The organism is Bartonella sp. AC158YNML (assembly GCF_042196725.1).
Classification (GTDB): domain Bacteria; phylum Pseudomonadota; class Alphaproteobacteria; order Rhizobiales; family Rhizobiaceae; genus Bartonella.
Map to the genome: position 1 here is coordinate 1 of NZ_JBHIQU010000014.1, position 18,507 is coordinate 18,507.

Annotated in this window: 19 protein-coding genes and 2 pseudogenes; 15 read left to right on the forward strand and 6 right to left on the reverse strand. The window is 41.3% G+C overall.

The annotated features are described in order from the left end of the window. Positions 1–214: 214 nt before the first annotated feature. From ACFIM1_RS07390 to ACFIM1_RS07415, 6 genes and pseudogenes are all read right to left on the reverse strand, one after another. On the reverse strand, positions 215–415 hold the full coding sequence (locus ACFIM1_RS07390; RefSeq protein WP_375609803.1) for a helix-turn-helix transcriptional regulator: 201 nt from the start codon (positions 413–415) through the stop codon (positions 215–217). Between the two features lie 199 nt (positions 416–614). Then, positions 615–1,781, reverse strand: a complete 1,167-nt coding sequence (locus ACFIM1_RS07395) for a tyrosine-type recombinase/integrase (protein WP_375609804.1) — start codon at positions 1,779–1,781, stop codon at positions 615–617. Positions 1,782–1,937: 156 nt separating this feature from the next. Beyond that, positions 1,938–2,102, reverse strand: coding sequence for a hypothetical protein (locus ACFIM1_RS07400; RefSeq protein ID WP_375609806.1), 165 nt, complete (start codon positions 2,100–2,102; stop codon positions 1,938–1,940). Between the two features lies 1 nt (position 2,103). Then, a complete protein-coding gene (locus ACFIM1_RS07405; protein ID WP_375609805.1) occupies positions 2,104–2,529 on the reverse strand; it encodes a hypothetical protein in 426 nt (141 codons plus the stop codon). After that, the gene (locus tag ACFIM1_RS07410; protein WP_375694553.1) at positions 2,529–3,986 is read right to left on the reverse strand and encodes a hypothetical protein; all 1,458 of its coding nucleotides are present in this window, start codon (positions 3,984–3,986) and stop codon (positions 2,529–2,531) included. The genes ACFIM1_RS07405 and ACFIM1_RS07410 overlap by 1 nt, the downstream gene beginning before the upstream one ends. 1 nt (position 3,987) lies before the next feature. Beyond that, positions 3,988–4,611: pseudogene (locus tag ACFIM1_RS07415) on the reverse strand (hypothetical protein); the annotation flags it as partial. A 167-nt stretch (positions 4,612–4,778) separates the two neighbouring features. On the opposite strand from ACFIM1_RS07415, the gene ACFIM1_RS07420 reads away from it, so the two are divergent. The 15 genes and pseudogenes from ACFIM1_RS07420 (at position 4,779) to ACFIM1_RS07490 (ending at position 18,497) form a co-directional block, all read left to right on the forward strand. Beyond that, complete coding sequence (locus ACFIM1_RS07420) at positions 4,779–5,945, forward strand: tyrosine-type recombinase/integrase (RefSeq protein ID WP_375609642.1); 1,167 nt, start codon at positions 4,779–4,781, stop codon at positions 5,943–5,945. A 208-nt stretch (positions 5,946–6,153) separates the two neighbouring features. Next, positions 6,154–6,354 (forward strand): AlpA family transcriptional regulator, encoded by a 201-nt coding sequence (locus tag ACFIM1_RS07425; protein ID WP_011180791.1) that lies wholly within the window; start codon positions 6,154–6,156, stop codon positions 6,352–6,354. A gap of 98 nt (positions 6,355–6,452) precedes the next feature. Next, a pseudogene (locus tag ACFIM1_RS07430) lies at positions 6,453–7,337 on the forward strand (toprim domain-containing protein). Positions 7,338–7,379: 42 nt separating this feature from the next. Continuing rightward, a complete protein-coding gene (locus tag ACFIM1_RS07435) occupies positions 7,380–7,553 on the forward strand; it encodes a hypothetical protein (RefSeq protein ID WP_375609641.1) in 174 nt (57 codons plus the stop codon). Between the two features lie 353 nt (positions 7,554–7,906). Continuing rightward, positions 7,907–8,686 (forward strand): SDR family oxidoreductase, encoded by a 780-nt coding sequence (locus ACFIM1_RS07440; RefSeq protein ID WP_375609640.1) that lies wholly within the window; start codon positions 7,907–7,909, stop codon positions 8,684–8,686. Continuing rightward, the gene (locus tag ACFIM1_RS07445) at positions 8,686–9,069 is read left to right on the forward strand and encodes an acyl carrier protein (RefSeq protein WP_375609639.1); all 384 of its coding nucleotides are present in this window, start codon (positions 8,686–8,688) and stop codon (positions 9,067–9,069) included. Before ACFIM1_RS07440 ends, ACFIM1_RS07445 begins: the two co-directional genes overlap by 1 nt. 1 nt (position 9,070) lies before the next feature. After that, positions 9,071–10,138: a hypothetical protein gene (locus tag ACFIM1_RS07450; protein ID WP_375609638.1), complete on the forward strand. Its 1,068-nt coding sequence runs from the start codon at positions 9,071–9,073 to the stop codon at positions 10,136–10,138. A 13-nt stretch (positions 10,139–10,151) separates the two neighbouring features. Next, positions 10,152–11,438 carry a beta-ketoacyl-[acyl-carrier-protein] synthase family protein gene (locus ACFIM1_RS07455; protein ID WP_375609637.1) on the forward strand — a complete coding sequence of 429 codons (1,287 nt, stop codon included), beginning with the start codon at positions 10,152–10,154 and terminating at the stop codon, positions 11,436–11,438. A 10-nt stretch (positions 11,439–11,448) separates the two neighbouring features. Further along, the gene (locus tag ACFIM1_RS07460) at positions 11,449–12,858 is read left to right on the forward strand and encodes an AMP-binding protein (protein WP_375609636.1); all 1,410 of its coding nucleotides are present in this window, start codon (positions 11,449–11,451) and stop codon (positions 12,856–12,858) included. A 746-nt stretch (positions 12,859–13,604) separates the two neighbouring features. Continuing rightward, positions 13,605–14,267 (forward strand): methyltransferase domain-containing protein, encoded by a 663-nt coding sequence (locus tag ACFIM1_RS07465; protein ID WP_375609635.1) that lies wholly within the window; start codon positions 13,605–13,607, stop codon positions 14,265–14,267. A 6-nt stretch (positions 14,268–14,273) separates the two neighbouring features. Beyond that, positions 14,274–15,491, forward strand: coding sequence for a hypothetical protein (locus ACFIM1_RS07470; RefSeq protein WP_375609634.1), 1,218 nt, complete (start codon positions 14,274–14,276; stop codon positions 15,489–15,491). A 94-nt stretch (positions 15,492–15,585) separates the two neighbouring features. Then, entirely contained in the window at positions 15,586–16,653 is a 1,068-nt protein-coding gene (locus ACFIM1_RS07475; protein ID WP_375609633.1) for a citrate/2-methylcitrate synthase, read from the forward strand. 176 nt (positions 16,654–16,829) lie between these two features. After that, on the forward strand, positions 16,830–17,447 hold the full coding sequence (locus ACFIM1_RS07480; protein ID WP_375609632.1) for a hypothetical protein: 618 nt from the start codon (positions 16,830–16,832) through the stop codon (positions 17,445–17,447). Continuing rightward, on the forward strand, positions 17,435–17,992 hold the full coding sequence (locus ACFIM1_RS07485; protein ID WP_375609631.1) for a hypothetical protein: 558 nt from the start codon (positions 17,435–17,437) through the stop codon (positions 17,990–17,992). The genes ACFIM1_RS07480 and ACFIM1_RS07485 overlap by 13 nt, the downstream gene beginning before the upstream one ends. A gap of 1 nt (position 17,993) precedes the next feature. Then, on the forward strand, positions 17,994–18,497 hold the full coding sequence (locus ACFIM1_RS07490; protein WP_375609630.1) for a hypothetical protein: 504 nt from the start codon (positions 17,994–17,996) through the stop codon (positions 18,495–18,497). The last annotated feature ends 10 nt before the right edge of the window (positions 18,498–18,507 follow it).

Below are 18,507 nucleotides of genomic sequence, written 5' to 3' on the forward strand. Positions count from 1 at the left end.
CGTTTTGTTGCAATGCGATTTCATAAGGAATGGCTTCTAAACAAGTCTTATCATTTAAAGAGCTATTATCGTTATCAGTTAAAGGAGTATTATTCTCTAACTTAAAAGAACACATCATTTTAATCCTATAACATTGCGTCATAGGACGGATTGTGCTATCTCTAGATTGATGAGTTTGAGAAAGCCTTGTCCGTCCTTACGTGACAAGGTTTTTTTATGCCACGTCGTTATAACGTTGCTGTTTTGCTTGCTCGATGACATTCAAAAGATCCGATTGTAACCAACGAGATAAAAAACCAAATTTTAAGGGTTTTGGTAAAGAGCCATTGGTAACATGACGGCGGAAAGTTGAGACACTCATATGAAGCAATTTTGCACTTTCACGGTCTGTTAAAAGAAGATCATTTTCTGTCATTCTAAAATCCTTTCATAATAAAAAATAGAACCAAATCATACCTATTTATTAAGCACATTTTGGTTCATTTTTGAAGGTATTTTATTTATATAAAACAATATTTTATCATATAAATTCTCATGTGATAAATTATGAGTCTAATTGAGAGCGAATGAGAGAGAAAGTTATCCACAGATCATGGGGTTATGCACCCCATATCTTAAGATTGACCAATGACATAAGCGGCCCATTTATCCATATAGACCCGGCGCTGTTCTAAATAGTCAGTACGACGATAGGCACGCTCTACTTTACCACCGACCGTATGACTTAAAATAGTTTCAGCGACCTCATAGGGGGCATCGGTTGTTTCAGCAAGCCAATTGCGTAAACTAGAACGAAAACCATGCGGGCAGGATTCAAGTCCAATTTTTCTCATATACGTAGCCATACACTTCTCACCAAGGGGACCGCGACCGGTTGCAGAAAAGAAGAAATCATTGCGAGAAAGCAGGCGCGCTTGTTTCAAAATATCTAATGCTTCTTTTGATAAGGGTACACGAAATTCTGTTGTAGCATCGCGCTTTCCTTTCATATTTTCAGCAGGGATAGTCCATATATCGCCATCAACCTGATCCTCACGCATATGACGCAAAGGATTTGCGCGAACCCCTGTCAGAATAAGCAAGCGCAAAGCCAGATGTGTTAAGGTTGATGCTTCGCAAAGTGTTTTATAAAAAGCAGGAACCTCTCTCCAATCCATTGCTGGTCTATTAGTAACCTTATGACGTTGTTTGCCTAATAAAGCTTGTGCTTTTTCTGCTGCTTGTAAATCAACATCCAATCCTAGTGCAGCCGCATGTTTGAGACACATATTGAGACGCTTGAGAGCTCTATAAGCAACTCCAGCTTTTGTATGCCAGATAGGAGCAAGAACATTGCGTATCTCTGTTTGGGTAATCTCTGAAACGGGTAGACAGCCTAATTTAGGGAGAATATGAAGTTTTAAGGGTGAAAACCAGTTTCCATTTTTACCATCCCCTTTTAATTCAGCTTTACGACTTTCAAAAGTCTCTAAAGCAATATCTTTTAAGTAATGAAGATTGCTTATTGCTTCACGCTTTTGTTTATTGCGCTCTTTAATGGGGTCACGACCCTCATGCAAAACAGAACGCCATTGGTTTGCCAATTCACGCGCTTTTTTTAAAGAAACATGTCTTAATGCACCCAAGCCCATTTCGCGGCGCCGACCATGAATGGTATAACGATAAAGCCATTGAGCACCGCCATCTTTACGCTTATGAAGTAACAAGCCAGCACCATCGTTATATTTGCCAGCCCCCAATGTTGCGACAGATCTTGCATTAAGACGGTTCATAAGAGCCATTTTTAATCCTTTCTTATACGATTTTTACCCACACGCCAGCCCCGCTTTTGACGTGCAAGGAAATGGTTTTGATTGATTCAACATGGAGAGGTTTGAAATGAGAGAATCTTACGTTATTCGGATCTTTAATTCAATATGAATAACGCTAGATTATCATTATAAATCAATACGTTGTTCCCCATACACATTACCCCCAATCCCTGTATCATACATTTGATACGCATCTGCACCCCCACGCTTAAAGACATTCTGCATCCAAGTGGGAGGGGCGCTTGTTTGTACCTGCTTCTGTTCTGTCGTTGTTGGTGTCTTGCTCCCCATGTCACAATTCCTTCCTATAATAAAGCATAGCTATGCCATAGCCTTGCTTGTCCAATGCGCGCTTCCAACCTAAACGACCCAAGATCTCCATTTCAGAAGCCCCATTCTCACGCGCCCAATCCTCTACAAATGTCAAATTATCAACTTGATCAAGAACGCCCTTGCCACTACATTCACAAATCAGAGCGCGCTTCTTTCCTAAAACTGTCTGTTGTATCTGGGTCGTGAATGCCGCTAAAAAGCGCTCCTCATCATCCAAAACAAGCCATAACTGTTTCTTGCCACTGCAAATCGCTTCAATGAGCTCTTGCAACGTGATTTCATGTTTAAAACGCTCCACATACTCACGAAATGACGCAATGATTTCTTCAAGATAAGGCGCTATACGCTCCATATCCCAAGACGTGGTCAAAAAGACTTTTGCCATTATCCTCTGCCTAAAGGACGTAAATCCACATTAAACCCTGTGATATGGTTCCAATGAACGCCTTCAGGAATACGCAATTTAAAGCGGTGATAACGATTGCGCGAACGACCATGATAAGCACCTGTAAGATAAGAACACACCCTCTCCTTGTGCCATATGATCGGCGTCTGATCATTACGAAGCCGACGTTCTCCTATACTTAAAAGACCTTGCGTCGTATCAACTTCGGCAAATACTTTCGTGATAAAGTTAAAACTTCCATCTGGTGCTCCCATTTCTTGTGAAACAACCGTTGCCTCCATCGGTGCTCCCGTAAACATAACAAGCCGATTGTTATCATCAAAAGCACCAAGCATTGGCGCGCCACTTTGCCAACGAGGGCTGTCTAAAGAAGCCGGCAAGGACTCAAGATTGATCGAAATCTCATCTAACTGTTCTAAAGTATAACCTGTCGTAAATACTGGAAACAACGTGAAAGGTTTTCCCTGTAGCGTCGACCATTTCTGCAATCCCCAATCATAGACAAAAGTCGTTTGCTCGTTATTGCCTCCCTTTAAGGACCAGTAAATTCGGTTATCAATGGGATCTATCACTCCTTGCATCTCATCAAGAGCAAATTTATCAAAAGTTTTAAAAACCGTTCTATCAACCTTCTCAAAGCCTATCGGCAAAAGTTGACCATCAGCACTGATCTGATAAAAGCCACCATCACTCGCAAAAAAAGCATCACTCCCTCGACACGCTATAGAGGCTGCACTGCGCGCTCCACGCTTGTCTTGAATCTTTTGAAAAGCAAAGACAATTTTAGAACCCGGAACAAAAGTTCCTGCATAAATCGCAGAGCGCATAAAAATAAGGGGATTGGTGGATTCCGTAGACCCTTGAACATATTCTCCATCCGGAAAATCTTGAAAATCGCAATTTTTCTCTTTAACAGTCCAATGGGTTGCATCATCTAAACCAGACCAATGGATGCGATTGGGATAATCTGTCAATTGCATCAAACAAACAAAAGGTCCCCAAACCTTCACCAAGCCTGCTTTCGGCGGATTGCCTCCTAAATCTTCAAATCGTTTAGAACTATGGGTATTAAAAACTTGTGGTTTATCATTTTTATTCACCGCAATAATTCTTTGACCAAACAAAGCGAACGACCATTGATTATCTTCATGCGCATGATAAGTCACACCACTTTGACTTATGTCCTTCCAACCCTTCGTTTGACTATCATAACTGTAAAGCTTTTGCTTGCTTCCTACGATTGTCTTAACACCATTGCCACTTCTAAAGGCTATTGAACCCAAGGGCTTTTCTTCCAAAGCATGAGACACAACCATTGCACTAGGCATGGGTATGTAACCGCCATCTGCCGGTAAAACATTCACAAGTGTATCCGTAAAGCTACCGTTGACGATCGCAACATCTGGTCTGTAATCAGCGATTGGAAAATAAACCATATTAGAAATCCGTCGGAATTATTCGCGTGACGTTATGACGTTGAGACGTCTCTGCACGCAATTCATGCAACTGTTCGTTAAAGTCATTGTAAGCAGCGGCTGCACAATCGGGTTCTTTAAGAATATTCTTGTAAAGTTCGTATTTTGCACGCGCCTTAATCAAATCAAACGCGTGCACAAACCATGGATGTTCCTCATCAACACTCTCTATATCTGATAAACGCAATGGAGAGAGAATGAGTTGAATCTGATAGGCTCTATCCGGTGTGGGATAAAGATGCAATTTCCTATCAAAATAACTGTAACAAACCGGCGTTCCTTGCTGCTCTGATGACAACGAAGGCTCTAGAGAAAAAGGACTTTGCCGTTCCAATTCAAGCTTATGATGTTGACCAGAACTCAGATAAACGTTTTTGATTTTAACAGCACTTTCGATATGACGGGCGTCACTTGCATCATAAACACCTTGTCCCACCCGTGTCTCAAACACCACATCACGGCTTTCGTTAAAGTAAAAGGTCTCCCGTTCACAAAAACGAATAGCGGCAAAAATACTTTCTTGTATTTGTGCTACATACTCATCCGTAATATCGTCAATCTCATCTTGAATGACCGACACAAGATATTGATTTATAATGATAATCTAGCTCTATTCATATTGAATTAGATCCCCGAATAACGTAGGATTCTCTCATTTCAAATCTGTTTATCTTGAATCAATCAAAACCACTTGCTTGCACGTCACAAGCGGGGTTGATGTGTGGGTAAAAATTGTACAAGAAAGGAGTAAAAATGGTTCTTATGAATCGTCTTAATGCAAGGGCTGTCGCAACATTGGGGGCTGGCAAATATAATGATGGTGCTGGCTTGTTACTTCATAAGCGTAAAGATGGAGGTGCTCAATGGATTTATCGTTATACCATTCATGGTCGGCGCCGCGAAATGGGCTTGGGTGCCTTGCGAGATGTTTCTTTAAAACAAGCCCGTGAATTGGCAACTAGGTGGCGGGCTGTTTTACGTGAGGGGCGTGACCCTATTAAAGAACGCAACAAACAAAAGCGTGAGGCAATGCGCAATCTCCATTATTTAAAAGATATTGCTCTAGATGCTTTTGAAAGCCGTAAAGCTGAATTAAAAAATGATGGTGAGGCTTGTAATTGGTTTTTACATCTACGCCTCCATATTCTCCCTAAATTAGGCTGTCTCCCCGTTTCAGAGATTACACAAACAGAGATACGTGATACCCTTGCCCCTATTTGGCATACAAAAGCTGGAACTGCTCGAACAGCACTAATGCGTCTTAATCTTTGTCTCAAACATGCAGCTGCATTAGGGTTAGATGTTGATTTACAAGCAGTAGAAAAAGCACGCGCTCTCTTAGGCAAACAACGTCATAAAAAACAAAGCTTACCAGCCATGGATTGGAGAGATGTGCCGGCTTTTTACCAATTTCTCTGCAAAACAACAACTATAAAACATTTAGCTTTGCGTCTGCTTATCCTTACAGGGGTTCGTAGCAATCCTTTGCGTCATATTCGTGAAGATCAGATTGAAGATGATATCTGGACAATCCCTGCTGAGAATATGAAAGGCAAGCGTGATGCCACAACAGAGTTTCGCGTGCCCCTATCATCTGAAGCAATAAAAGTAATTGAACAAGCCCGCTGTATCTCTAAAAGTGATTTCATCTTTTCACTTACCGGTCGTGGTCCTCTTTCACATACGATGATGGCGGCGTATATGAGAAAAAATAAAATTGAAGCTTGTCCCCATGGTTTTCGTTCTAGTTTACGCGATTGGCTAGCAGAAACAACCGATGCCCCTTATGAGGTCGCTGAAACCATTCTCAGTCATACGGTCGGAGGGCAAGTAGAGCGCTCCTATCGTCGTACTGACTATCTAGAACAGCGCCGTATCTATATGAATAAATGGGCGGCTTATGTCACAGGTCAATCTTAAGATATGGGGTGAACAACCCCATTATCTGTGGATAACTTTAGCTCTCTTGTCTCTCATTCGCTCTCAATAAGAATCATAAATTATCACATGAGAATTTATATGATAAAATATTGTTTTCTATAAATAAAATACCTTAAAAATTAAACCAAAATATGGTTAATAAATACTTATGATTTGTTTCCATTTTTAATTATGAAAGGATTTTATTATGACAGAAAATGATATTCTTTTAACTGACCGTGAAAGTGCAAAATTGCTTCATATGAGTGTTTCAACTTTCCGCCGTCATGTGACCAATGGCTCTCTCCCAAAACCTTTAAAATTTGGCTTTTTATCCCGTTGGTTACAATCAGATCTTATTAATGTCATCGAACAAGCAAAACAGCAACGTCAAAGTGACGCGGCATAAAAAAAACCTTTTCACATAAGGACGGACAAGGCTTTCTCAAACTCATCACCCTAGAGATAGCACAACCCGTCCTGTGACGCAACGTTATAGGATTTAAAATGATGTGTTCTTTTAAGAATGCGCAAGGTATCACACGTGCCTTGCGTGGTACTTGGCATGGGCGTTATGGAACAGCCCGTTGCCCTGCTCATGATGATAGGCTGCCTAGCTTATCCCTTGCCAATGGACATGATGGGCGTCTCTTACTCTACTATTATGCCGGTTGTTCTTTTAGAGAGATAATACAAGCGCTCATTAGAATTGGCTTGCTTGGAACACAAGCTTATGATTATACGCTTTCTTTCTCCAAACAGTTTTGTGCTGATCTCAAACGAGCAAAACAGAAAGCAGAGAGAGCAAAAGCAATTTGGCAACAAAGCCAACCAATCAAAAATACTTTAGCAGAAACCTATTTACGCATGCGTGGGATCACATGTGATTTGCCTGCTGATTTACGTTTTCATAGCAAATGTCCACACCCTTTAGGAATGTCACTGCCCGCGTTAATTGCTCTTTTTAAGGGGGCTGGTTCCTTTGCTATTCATAGAACCTTTTTACAAAAAAATGGCTGCAAAACAGATCAAAAACCAGCTAAAGCCATGTTGGGTTCTGTCACGGGTGGTGCTGTGTATTTAAGCCAAGACAATCCAAAACATTTGGTCATTTGTGAAGGCATTGAAACCGGTCTGGCTCTGCTGTCTGGGTTGTTACCAGAGCCCATTGATTTATGGGCGTTCCTTTCAACCCATGGCATGATGCATGTGAATTTACCCAAAACAAAAGCCCGTCTCACCATTGCAATGGATGGCGATGATGCAGGTCGTAAAGCAGGTTTCATCCTCGCTGCGCGTGCTTATAGCTAAGGCTTTGAGGTTTTTATCATGCAAGCTCCAAAAGGAACCGATTTTAATAACGTATTACTTTCTCAAAAGAGGGAACTATGAAAGAGAGTCATTTACAAAACAACAATGAAAATACCCCTATCAATGATAACGATAATGCTTGTTTACGGTTGGAAAAGATTTATTGTTGTTAGCAGGGAACGATCCGCTGGGACGCAGTTTGCAGGATTCTGGCCTGCTGCACACGAAACGCTGCGTGCCCAAGAGAGATTAATGCAAGCGTCAAAACAAAAAGCGATAGAAGTCTGGGCGCATTAGGCTGGCATGGAAGTCCCATGTCGCATGGGGCAGCTTTATGCTGCATCTGGCAGAGGCAAAGAGACTTTTTCTTTTAGTTATGACCAAACTTGGTTGAAGAGCGGGCATAGCCAGCTGTTTGATCCAGATTTGCAGCTTTATTCGGGGCTGCAATATACTCGGGAGGATCATGACAATTTTGGCCTTTAGGTACTGGTAATTTTTTAATTAAAAGCAGTTGCTTTTAATTAATTTAGGTGGTACTGCGAAAGTAAGCAGATATCCTCGTCTATATAGTTTCATTGGGATTATGTTTTATCAAGGGTGATTCTGTGCTGGAAAATTTATAGCATGTTTAAATATAAGGGGGAGGCATGAGTCATAGTTTTGTCGATATCGTAAATAATCCTGCATATAATGAAAAATCGTTGGCGCTGGTAGTCGCAGGGACTGCTGAGATAGCGCGGAATGTCATAGATTCACTAATTAATGGTGGTTATTTCGTAGTTTTTACATGGTTCAGTAATGAAACCGCCGTTAGTGATATGAAGCATCGGTACCAAAGTGCTGTCTTGCCAGTTCGCTTGGATTTGACATCTGAGCAAGACGTCGTGCAGTTTTGTGCTGCCTTAGAAAATGTTAGAATTGAGATAGCTATCTACTGTGCTGGTTATAACCCAGCATGTTTGTGCGATGAGTTGGAACCCGAAAATATTAACGCCATCACTCGTCTTAACTATCTGTCAGCTGTGCTGATTTTCAATATGGTAGTCAAAACGATGAAGCAGTATAAAGAAAATGAGACCAAGTTGGTGTTTATCAGTTCGGTGTCCGCAAAAAAAAACAGAGTGGGTAACTCTTTATATGGCTCGACGAAGGCAGCTATGGAAAGATATCTCTCCGGCATTGCACTGGAAATGGGCCGATTCAATATCAGAACGCTGTGCGTAAGCCCTGGTTATATAAAGACAAAGATGCTTCAGGACTATTGTGCGAAAGAAGGAAGAAGTATTGCTAGCATAGAAAAAAACATCCCAATGAGGAAAATGTTGGCTGCCGAAGATGTTGCGAATGTTGTCAATGCCTTTGTTAACGGTAAAATTATTACTACAGGCGTTTCATTAACGATCGGGAATGGTGAGGGGATCATCTAATGTATATTACAAAAATTAGCCAAATTTTTAAAGATGTCATGTATCTTGATGAGTCAGAAGAGCTTGATCCGCACAAGTCTCTATTCTCTGATTATGGAATGACTTCGATTGATTATATTGATTTTGCCTTCGAGTTAAAAAGGCACTTCAAGGTTGATGTTAGTCCTGAAAGCCTTTGGCCGGTAAATAAATGGGCCACTACAGAAGCATTTTACTCATTTGACACCAAAGAGTGGACTAGCGAAGGTGTTGCTAAAATCAATGACCTGCTGGGGTTAAAAGAATATGAATCAATTGATAAGAAAATCCAGTTTAAAGAACTCTACTCCTATTTCACGCTGAACTATATCAACCAGCGTATATCAGTTTTAAAGCACAACTAGCATGACGGAAAGGGTCTATATAAAAAACTATGGTGTGTATCAGCAATTCGCGCCTAATAGTGCAGCGCTGAGCCAGCTGCTCAGCGCTGGGGGTGAGATTAATCCTTGTGATATGGACTATTACCATGTTTTGATACCGTCTATGATAGACAAGAAGCTGGTCAGCAGAGAAGACCGCTCAGTGCTGAATGATATGTCAAAAATAGTAATTAATGCGCTGATAGATTTTCAAAGTAAAGATTGCCTAGCGGAGCATGCAAAAGCTTTTCTATATACTGCATGCGATAGCGAAGATCGCAGCTTTGACTTGCTTTTTGAAATTTGCCGTAAATATAAGGACGATGGTTCAGTCTGGAAGCATATCCAGCAGTATAAGGAGATAAATAATCCTCTGAATACATTGCGATTGTTGCCAACAAATGTGTTGTATCACATCTCAAAATTGTTACTTGATCATGAGGAAGGGATGCCGTTACGTGCCGCATCATTAAGTGGCCTAGTTGCATTGAAATTGGCTTATGCTGATATCGCTAATATAATTGCAAAAGAGCGAGCGATGGTTGTTAGTGCAGCAAATATGCTGAGCTTCGATAGTCTAACTGTCTTTAAAAAATTTGGTGAAATTCGACAAAGTGATAAAGATATTTCTGGTATTATCCCCAGTTGGGGGGCGGCAGTGATGTCTTTAGACAATAACAGTTGCGATGCGCTAGCTGAATTAATCTCTGTGACTATTCATTATTGCCCTAAAGTCAGTTTTGAAGAACGGGACTGGGAAAGCCTGTTGAGTAAACAACGAACGCAACAGGGGGAACCTGATGTTATTGTTAGTTATAACAACGGTATTCGTACGCAACAAATAGCTGAATATTCAGCGCTAGAGAAATTTTTCCCAAGGATACCGGTTGTTAACTATAAATCTAAAACTGGGTACACTGGAAAACTCAATAACATACTGGATATTTTATGCTGTCTTAATGATCCTGCTATTCCTTCGGGGGCTCGGGTTATGCTGACTGGTGCGGGTATCAATTATGGTATCGGAAATATTTGGATAATTAAACACTGAGGGGAGCTTTATAATGAATACCCATTTTGATGCAGATACATTATGTATTAGTGCATATGGGGCTGTTACGCCATTAGGCAGTGACTTGGATGAAATTCACGCCTGCTTTATGCGTGAGAAAAGTGGTATACGGAAGATTAAAAAATTTGATCACCAGTATTTTCAAACTCATGAAGCTGGGATTCCTATAGAAGGTAATGAGTTGCTACACTGGCCTAAGAAAAAAGCTTTCAGAAACGGCGAGCTTTTTTATGCGGGTTTAGCAGCAAAGAGACTGTATGAGCGACTGCATTTGCAGGAATATTATACAGCAGAAGATATTGGCTGTATTGTAGGGGTTGATGAATCGGCAATCGATATTGAAAAGTGTATCGGTTTTGCGGACAAGGTTCCCGCCGACGCGGATAAGCAATGCTTGGTCGATGTCGCGCTAGAGCATTTTAAAATTGATGAGTTTTTTGATCTCGATACAACCGCGGTTCTAAAAACGATACATGAAATTATCCCGTTTGCGGGCCTCAGTTTTGCCCTTCTAGGCCTTTGTTCTGCATCAACGCAAAGTATCGGCCTCGCGATGCGAGCTATCCGCAATGGTGAAGTTAAAGCGGCGATTTGCGGCGGTGTTTCTGCGAAAGTCACCCCGCTGAATCTTGCGCGATTAGAAGAAATGGGAGTGATATCGACTGATCAAAACTACTGTGGACCACGGCGTTCGCGGCCTTTTGACCGGCATCGCAGCGGATTTGTTTTAGCGGAGGGCGCAGGTCTGTTCGTTATTGAAAAATTATCTAACGTACTGGCGCGGCAGCGTGAGCCGTTGGCCTATTTATTGGGTTACGGCGGTGCACTTTGCGCACAGCATATTGTAGCGCCACATAAAGATGATCTCGAAATGCAACTGTCGATGGAGCGAGCCATCGAACATGCGGGTGTTGACCGTACCGCTATTGATTTTGTGAATACACATGGGACATCGACAGTACAAAATGATCAGCATGAAGCCAGTGCAATCAGAACGGTTTTTGGCGCGCACAACCCAGCGATTGTGGCGACAAAATCTTGGCACGGGCATCTGATTGCTGCTGCCGGTGCGATGGAAATTTTGGGTGTACTGGTTTCTTTTCGGAACAATGTTTTGCCCAAAATTTTGAATTGTGATGAAATCGATCCTCAATTGCCTGCTGGTATTGCGCTTGTGAGGGAGCATCAGTACCGACCGCTTAAATACGCATTGAAAAACTCATTTGGTATGGGTGGTGGCGCAAGCAGCTTGGTTTTAGGGAATCCACAATATCTGTAAGGGACACCTCATGCTAACAATATATTCCTTATTAGAAAGAAACTGGCAAGTGATTTGTCATCACAGTCATTATTCGGCAGAGGATGTCACCATGATGACAAAAGGGTGTGCAGATACCGTAGTTAGATATTTTCGTGATCGCCCGCAAAAGGAGCAAAATAAGTTGTTTGTTTTTGTGATTAGAAATAATTTCGAAGGTCTAATCAGCTATTTTGTTGCGTCTGTGCTAAAATTGAAAGCTTGGATCGTCAATATTCATGATTTAGACATTGTTGATATGCTGGTTGATGCCAATTGCATTGCGGCTGTTGTAATGAGCCATGAAGTTAGGAATATTAGTATCATCAGTCACCGGATTAATATCGCGTTTGATCACTGTTTTTCAACTGTGAACGAAAATCTGGCTGATTTTACAGCATATCCGTGCGCGCATTTCTATTTTTGTACCTCCGGAACAACCAGTAAGCCCAAGTTGATTCAATATCATGAAAATATTCTGATTGAGAATGCCATCGCGGTGAGCCAATCTCTTGGACTAAGTAATGAAGATTGCTCATTGTGTTATTTCCCAGTGCAGTATATGTATGGTCTCTCTACTATGCTATGTGCCTTCTTATCGGATAGCAAATTGGTATTTGAAAAATTTCAAATAAGTAATATTGGTGAACTCGTTTCGCACTATAGCATTACCAACTTGCCTTTAATCGGTGACTGGATGCTGGCAGTAAGCGACATTTTTACCAAAAGCCGAATCCATGTGCAAAATATCTTGAATGCATCCGACCGTTTGCTCACCGTACAAGCATCGGGTATCCTCTCATCATGTACGACGTTATGGAATAACTTCGGTCAGACCGAATCCGGACCGCGCTTGTTTCATAATAAGATCTGTTCGCTACACGATATTGAAAGAACCAGTAAATATGGCGTTGTAGCGCCGGGTAAGGCTTTGGTGAGTGATATAAAAATTGATTTGCGCCCCATTGATCGGGCGGATGCTTCTGATTCAGTGTGTCGTATGTTTTATAAAACGCCTTTCGCGTGTGATGGTTATGTTGATAGTTTCTTGCAATTAAAGCCGCGTGATGAATGGTTTGATTCCGGCGACCTGTTTGTTAAAGATGGATCCGAATGCTATTACTGGATAGCCAGAGCCGTTAATGAATTTAAACACAATGGTAAGTTTATCCCAGTTCAACTGATTTCAAATGACATTATTAAGTATACTGGATGTTTAAGACATTACTTTTCAAAAGCACAGAACGGCGATCTTTATATCAACCTTGATATGTCGGCAAATAGTGAGCAGGTTAAAGTCATTACTAAACTATTGGCTGATAAATGGTATCAGTATGCATTTAAAGTAAATATCAGAAAAGTTGCCACGACAAATACAGGGAAAATAAAATGTACCATGTAGATAAAGCTCATGATATGAGCAGAGTGTATGTTAATCGTCGTGCAAACAATTATCTGTGCATTGTGAGCCATTCTTTTTATACCTATTTTTTAGCTATTGATAGGCTTCATCGTTATTTGCCTGTATCGACGAGACGTACATCGAGAATGATATTGCAACGTGAAATGGCGAAGGTGCTTTTTATCGATATATTTAAACGGATTTTGCCAGATGTAAAGATGTCACACAGTTCTGTGAGCCATGGACGGAGTAAAAGTATTATGTTGCTTAATAATGATCCGCGGATTCAGTCTGTCGGGGTTGATATCGAATTTATTGAGGAAAAAAAACTACCGAGACCATTTATGCTAGATTACTGTGAAAAATGCGCGGACTTTCCAGCAGGGCAGGTGCTGGATAATCGGCTATGCACCACAATATTTAGCTGCATGGAGAGCTTGTATAAGGCATTATGCGCCATCTCGGCGTGCACTTTTGATATAAATGATTATTTTTTAGTTGAATATGACAGGACGCGATGTGTTTTTAGGTACGTTGGGAATATATTTGCGTTTAAAGGGATGACGTTTATTTGTAACTGCTATTATCTTTGTCAATCTGTGATAACCGTTGTTTTGTTGGATGCATGTTTGCAATCAATTATTTTAGATGACCTCTTATATGAGGACGTAACCGTTTCTATACCCAGTTAGTTTTTAACGAGTTTATGGCAATGCCATAACTAGCTTCATTTAGAGGAATATGTGATGAATGATTTACTGGTAAATATCACCCCTGAGCACTATGAAAGGTATGCTACTGAAGGTACATCATCGTGGAATGCGTATTTGATAGAAAGAATTCTGGAAGAAGCATCTGGTGTTACTTCTGCGAAGAAAAAAATTCTCGATATTGGCATGGGAACTGGCCACATGCTTTTCAAGCTTTACCGCTCCCAAAAACTCACAGACTATTCCTTTTACGGGGTTGATATCGATCCTCGTATGGTTCAGTTTTGTGTTAAAAAATGTACCGAGTTAAAATACCAGCATGCATTCAACATCATTGAAGCCAGCGTCAGCAATTTACCGTTTCCCGATAACTCCTTTTCAATGATTTATGCCCGTTCCGTAATTCATCACTGGGCTGAACCTAAAAAAGGATTACAGGAGTTGTGCCGTGTTTTAGATCGCGGCGGTCGTATTATCATCCATGAACCCCTAGCTGATGCAGAAGAAACAGCACTGGGTGTTTTTAACCAATCACGTCGTGAATGCGGTGTGGCAGCTATGTCCACAGAAGAAAAATTTACATTAGCCGGTATCACCGATTTTTTATATGGCTGCGATCTTAGTGAGATGAGCTGGACAGTGGCGTGTGGAGAGGGTCTAGCAGCTCTGGGTTGTGCAATTTTCATTAAAAAGGTCTGAGTTATCATGGATTATTTCTGTGCTGAAATGTATGCAAAAATGCAACCACGTATAACGGCAATAACTGGCTGCCATGCACTCGATTACATTGCTTTCCGCGATTCGGTTAGGATAAGTACACGCGTTTATTCGACCACTGGTGATAGTGGTTCTTTGACTCAAGTGGACACTGCGGGTGAATACTTACCAATGCTGATTAGTGCTACAAGCGGCATCACTGGGGCGATGAAAATGGCCAACGTTCGTTTAAAATTCTGTAAGGAAGGGATCAGCTCATCAGAGCGCAATTTAATTCGTAACCTGCGCGCGCGGCAGGTTTTTTCCCCAGGGGATATTGTTGGCAACCTGTTTACGATTAATCTTTTTTCATCTTTACACTACTTGGCGTGTGAAATTTTAAAAAATTGCCGTGCACATGTTGTGCCGGTTGGCGATATTGCTCTGCTGCTGAAGAGTCATTTCGAGTTTCTGGCTGAAATACGGCTCTCGGTACTGTTTGGTGTGCCCAGCACCATCGTTCAGTTCGTTGAAGCCATGCTCAGCCTTGGGGTTCCATTGGCAATTAAAAAAGTGGTCTTTACCGGTGAATCGATGCTGAGCGTGCATGAAAACTATCTGCGCGAGATGCTGGGCGCCGATCTGCGGATAATTGGTTTATATGGTTTGTCGGAGTGCGGTTTCATTGGTATGTCCGCCGAAGGGCGGCTTAATCGGTACCAGCTCTTCAGCGATGATTTCTTCTTTGAATATGAAGATAAGAGAGGGCTGCTAGTGACATCACTGGATCCCGATGCCTCGCGCAAACTTATCAGATATTCCGTGGGCGATATAGGCACATTATCCGTTGAAAATGGTGACCTCTATTTTGAAGGTATTAAACGCAATGCTATTGATTTTAATTTCATGGGAAATTTGATTAGCCATGAAAAAATATTCAAAATTATTAATCGACGGTTGCCCGATGTAATTGTTCAAATTGTATTGTCTTTATCCGCGGATAGACAAGAGATTATGGATATTAAAATCTGCTGCGAAGTATTTCACGACCTTGATTTGTCCGAACTAACTGAGGAAATCTATCATTTACCGGATATTTATGAAGCCTATATGAAAAAGCGCGGGCGTATTAATCTCACCCTCGTCGAATATAGCGATTTGCTTTTCTCATCCAGAGGGAAATGCCTGCTAGTTTATGACGCAAGGGAGTTCTGTAATGCAACTTGATAATTTGTGTAATGAAATTGTATCAGGGAATTCGCATACGATAAGTGTCAACATCAGGTTTTATAGCGTGTCACCGGAGCAGCAGGAGTAAATCATGTCAGATGATGTTATTGATAATTATGATTTAGATAATAACGCATTGTTTATTCGTGGATGTAATTTGATTGATATTGCCGATGAAAACCGTTATTTGCAGAACGCATGGTTTGTACTGACCGGCAACCTTTTTAATGAAGAACAGATGGATCTGCTGATTCAGAATACTAACGCCGAACTGCAAAAGACGGATCCTACAGCCAAACTGCAAGCGATGCATCAACTGATCAATGTATTGCCATCTTTGAGTTTAACGCAGCGATTTATGATGTTATTATCGCAAGTTGAGGTTTCGGCGGCTCAGGGTAAGGTCATGGCTCTCGTAAGCGACGGTGGTTGTCTTAAAATTATCTTGCTGATGCCATGGATTATTGCATTGGCGTGCTCTTCCCAACAGTTTTCCGATTTGCCGGCGATCGAAAATTGCAATACCTTTGAGCTTGCTTTTTGGTTAAGATTAACTAGCAAGGAAGCTTCTTCCGACTGGGATATTGATATGCTTTGCGGGTGCATGTCTCTACTGCTGGGCGGGTTTGGTATTGTGACACCCACAACCACCATGGTAAGATTTATTGCCAGTATCAAGAGCGACGTCATTTCTGCACTAATCGGTGGGTTTTGTGCCATTGTCCCCGGGCATATGGGAGCCTGCAAATATGCTACCATGCGACTTTCTGGTATCCTCCATGAGATTGAAGCCGGGAATCTTAAGGCGGCAGTAACGCATTGTTGCAAAGACAAACTCTGGCCAAGGTTTGGTCACCCGATTATGCAATGGGATGTCCGGGTTTATTTCTTTTTTTCACGTTTTCAGGTGCCTATGTGCCCCTTCAGTTCGCTTGTGCGCTCTATTTCGGACAATACAGGACTGCAACCCAATGTCGATTTTCTAATTGCAAGCATCATGAGCAAACATCGGGCTTCTCCTGAGTTGGGATTGTTGGCTTTTTTCGTTTGTCGTATGCCGATACTTCTCGCGCACTATCAAGCGCGGTTTAGCGCTCATTCCTTCGGTTTATCATCAAAGGATGTAAGAGAAAAATATAAAAAGGTCTCCCAATTATGACTATAAAGCATCACACCGAGCCAAATTTCTTGGGTATATGTCAGAGTATCACCTTAACCACACCGATGCGTGCTTGCGGGCAAATCGATATTTCTCACTGGGAGTTAGCCCATAACTATTTGAAACAGGGCTTGTTACTCGAAGCCTTGCATCAGTTTTCAGTTCGATTCGCCACCATGGTGGCTAAAAACTCGGATCTCACTTATCGCTATCTCCCTGTTATGGTTGAACAGTTTTTCTCTACCACCCATTTTGATAGCGATCGATTATGCGTTGAAGGACATATTGAACGCATTAATGAGGCCTACCGTATTCACTGTAAGGCTAGCACATATGACAATGGAAAGGCCGTTGTTGCGCAGGCAATCATCATGGTCAGTAAAGTCTACTTCCTTGGCTCGTGTTCTCAGAAAGTCGCTCTTCCATTACTAGGCGATTTATGTAAGATTTCCTCCATAACCGGAGATTCTTGTACTTTTTCCTTTAATGCGCATCACCCGCTTTTTGAGGAACATTTCCCCTCCCGCGCCGTATGTCCTGGTTCACTATTGATTGAGATGGTTCTGGCTTTAGCTACGCAGGATAGGACGAAAAATATCGCATCTGTTGCGCTGAAAAAAGTAAAGTTCATTGAAGCAGTTTATCCGGGAGATACCTATCAGTTGACCATTAAACAGGATACAGAGTGTGAACCGGGTGGCGTTTTTTATATTCATACGGAAACTAAAAAACGAAGCACTTGCGGTAAGTTTTCTATCAAATATAAAAAGGAGGATGCACCATGTTTAACATAATAATCTCTTTTATTCCGTGGAGTATTTACTCCTGGGTTATCAATGGAAACGTTTTAACTCTGGTCGAACGCTCTCTCATCTTAACTGTGATTTTATTGTTCATTATTGCTGTGAATATTAAAATTATCCGACAGGGAGAACCCGTGATGATTACTAACATTCTGACATTTATTGTCCTGTTTGTTAATTATTTCGCTGGATGGTCTACACTTTTACTGAACTACCCCACAGTTTTTTGCTATCTGTCACTTGCTCTGGTTTCATTGATTAGCTTGCTGGTAAAGAAACCCTTTACCATTTTTTATGCCAGTGCTAGTGTTTCTGAAGAAAAACGCAAACATATCCTATTTTATCTCATCAATAAATATATTACATGTATTTGGGTAATCATCTTTTTTGCCAATGGTCTTCTAGTGGCTTTTTTTACATGGACCCCCCAGATTTGGTTAATCACTATGGGTTTAATTTGTGCTGGTATTCTTTTTTCTAAATATCTTCCTAACATCATGCAATATTTTTATCGCATCAAACATCATGGAGCATAATATGTCATTGTTTAACATTCTGACCGGAACCCCTTTATGGGCTTGGATTTTGCTTATTTTTCTCATCGCGAGGGGAATAATCGCATTGAAAGATAGGGAAACGAAGGTTTACCGCCTTTTTCTCTTGCCGTTAGTCTTTCTTTTTTTGGGCGCAAGCGATGTGATTAACCAGCTGGCCTTCCCGCGCTGGGGAGCAGTCTCAATGTTGACAGGGCTGATGATCGGCTTTGGCGTTGGATGGTTGCTCTGGCGTGCTACTGCGCGTTTAAAAATCAAAGAGGGAACGGATTTCATTATTCTGCCTGGTACGCCGTTGACGCTGACATTTATTCTTATCGCTTTTGTCATCAAATTCACATTGATTGTTTTTCTCAAGGTTGTACCTGATTTGAAATATGCATTTGATTTTAACCTTCTTTTTGGTCTTTTAAGTGGGTTTACTGGTGGTGTGTTGTGGGGCGGCACATTAAATTTATATATAGCATTTCGAAAGAATCCAAATTAATCCCTATACC

Coding starts and splice junctions, on each gene's coding strand:
- ACFIM1_RS07465 (WP_375609635.1), top strand. CDS start 13,605: ATGAATGATTTACTGGTAAATATCACCCCTGAGCACTATGAAAGGTAT.
- ACFIM1_RS07420 (WP_375609642.1), top strand. CDS start 4,779: ATGGTTCTTATGAATCGTCTTAATGCAAGGGCTGTCGCAACATTGGGG.
- ACFIM1_RS07450 (WP_375609638.1), top strand. CDS start 9,071: ATGACGGAAAGGGTCTATATAAAAAACTATGGTGTGTATCAGCAATTC.
- ACFIM1_RS07410 (WP_375694553.1), bottom strand. CDS start 3,986: ATGGTTTATTTTCCAATCGCTGATTACAGACCAGATGTTGCGATCGTC.
- ACFIM1_RS07440 (WP_375609640.1), top strand. CDS start 7,907: ATGAGTCATAGTTTTGTCGATATCGTAAATAATCCTGCATATAATGAA.
- ACFIM1_RS07390 (WP_375609803.1), bottom strand. CDS start 415: ATGACAGAAAATGATCTTCTTTTAACAGACCGTGAAAGTGCAAAATTG.
- ACFIM1_RS07455 (WP_375609637.1), top strand. CDS start 10,152: ATGAATACCCATTTTGATGCAGATACATTATGTATTAGTGCATATGGG.
- ACFIM1_RS07435 (WP_375609641.1), top strand. CDS start 7,380: ATGATAACGATAATGCTTGTTTACGGTTGGAAAAGATTTATTGTTGTT.
- ACFIM1_RS07460 (WP_375609636.1), top strand. CDS start 11,449: ATGCTAACAATATATTCCTTATTAGAAAGAAACTGGCAAGTGATTTGT.
- ACFIM1_RS07425 (WP_011180791.1), top strand. CDS start 6,154: ATGACAGAAAATGATATTCTTTTAACTGACCGTGAAAGTGCAAAATTG.
- ACFIM1_RS07470 (WP_375609634.1), top strand. CDS start 14,274: ATGGATTATTTCTGTGCTGAAATGTATGCAAAAATGCAACCACGTATA.
- ACFIM1_RS07485 (WP_375609631.1), top strand. CDS start 17,435: ATGTTTAACATAATAATCTCTTTTATTCCGTGGAGTATTTACTCCTGG.
- ACFIM1_RS07475 (WP_375609633.1), top strand. CDS start 15,586: ATGTCAGATGATGTTATTGATAATTATGATTTAGATAATAACGCATTG.
- ACFIM1_RS07405 (WP_375609805.1), bottom strand. CDS start 2,529: ATGGCAAAAGTCTTTTTGACCACGTCTTGGGATATGGAGCGTATAGCG.
- ACFIM1_RS07490 (WP_375609630.1), top strand. CDS start 17,994: ATGTCATTGTTTAACATTCTGACCGGAACCCCTTTATGGGCTTGGATT.
- ACFIM1_RS07480 (WP_375609632.1), top strand. CDS start 16,830: ATGGTGGCTAAAAACTCGGATCTCACTTATCGCTATCTCCCTGTTATG.
- ACFIM1_RS07445 (WP_375609639.1), top strand. CDS start 8,686: ATGTATATTACAAAAATTAGCCAAATTTTTAAAGATGTCATGTATCTT.
- ACFIM1_RS07400 (WP_375609806.1), bottom strand. CDS start 2,102: ATGGGGAGCAAGACACCAACAACGACAGAACAGAAGCAGGTACAAACA.
- ACFIM1_RS07395 (WP_375609804.1), bottom strand. CDS start 1,781: ATGGCTCTTATGAACCGTCTTAATGCAAGATCTGTCGCAACATTGGGG.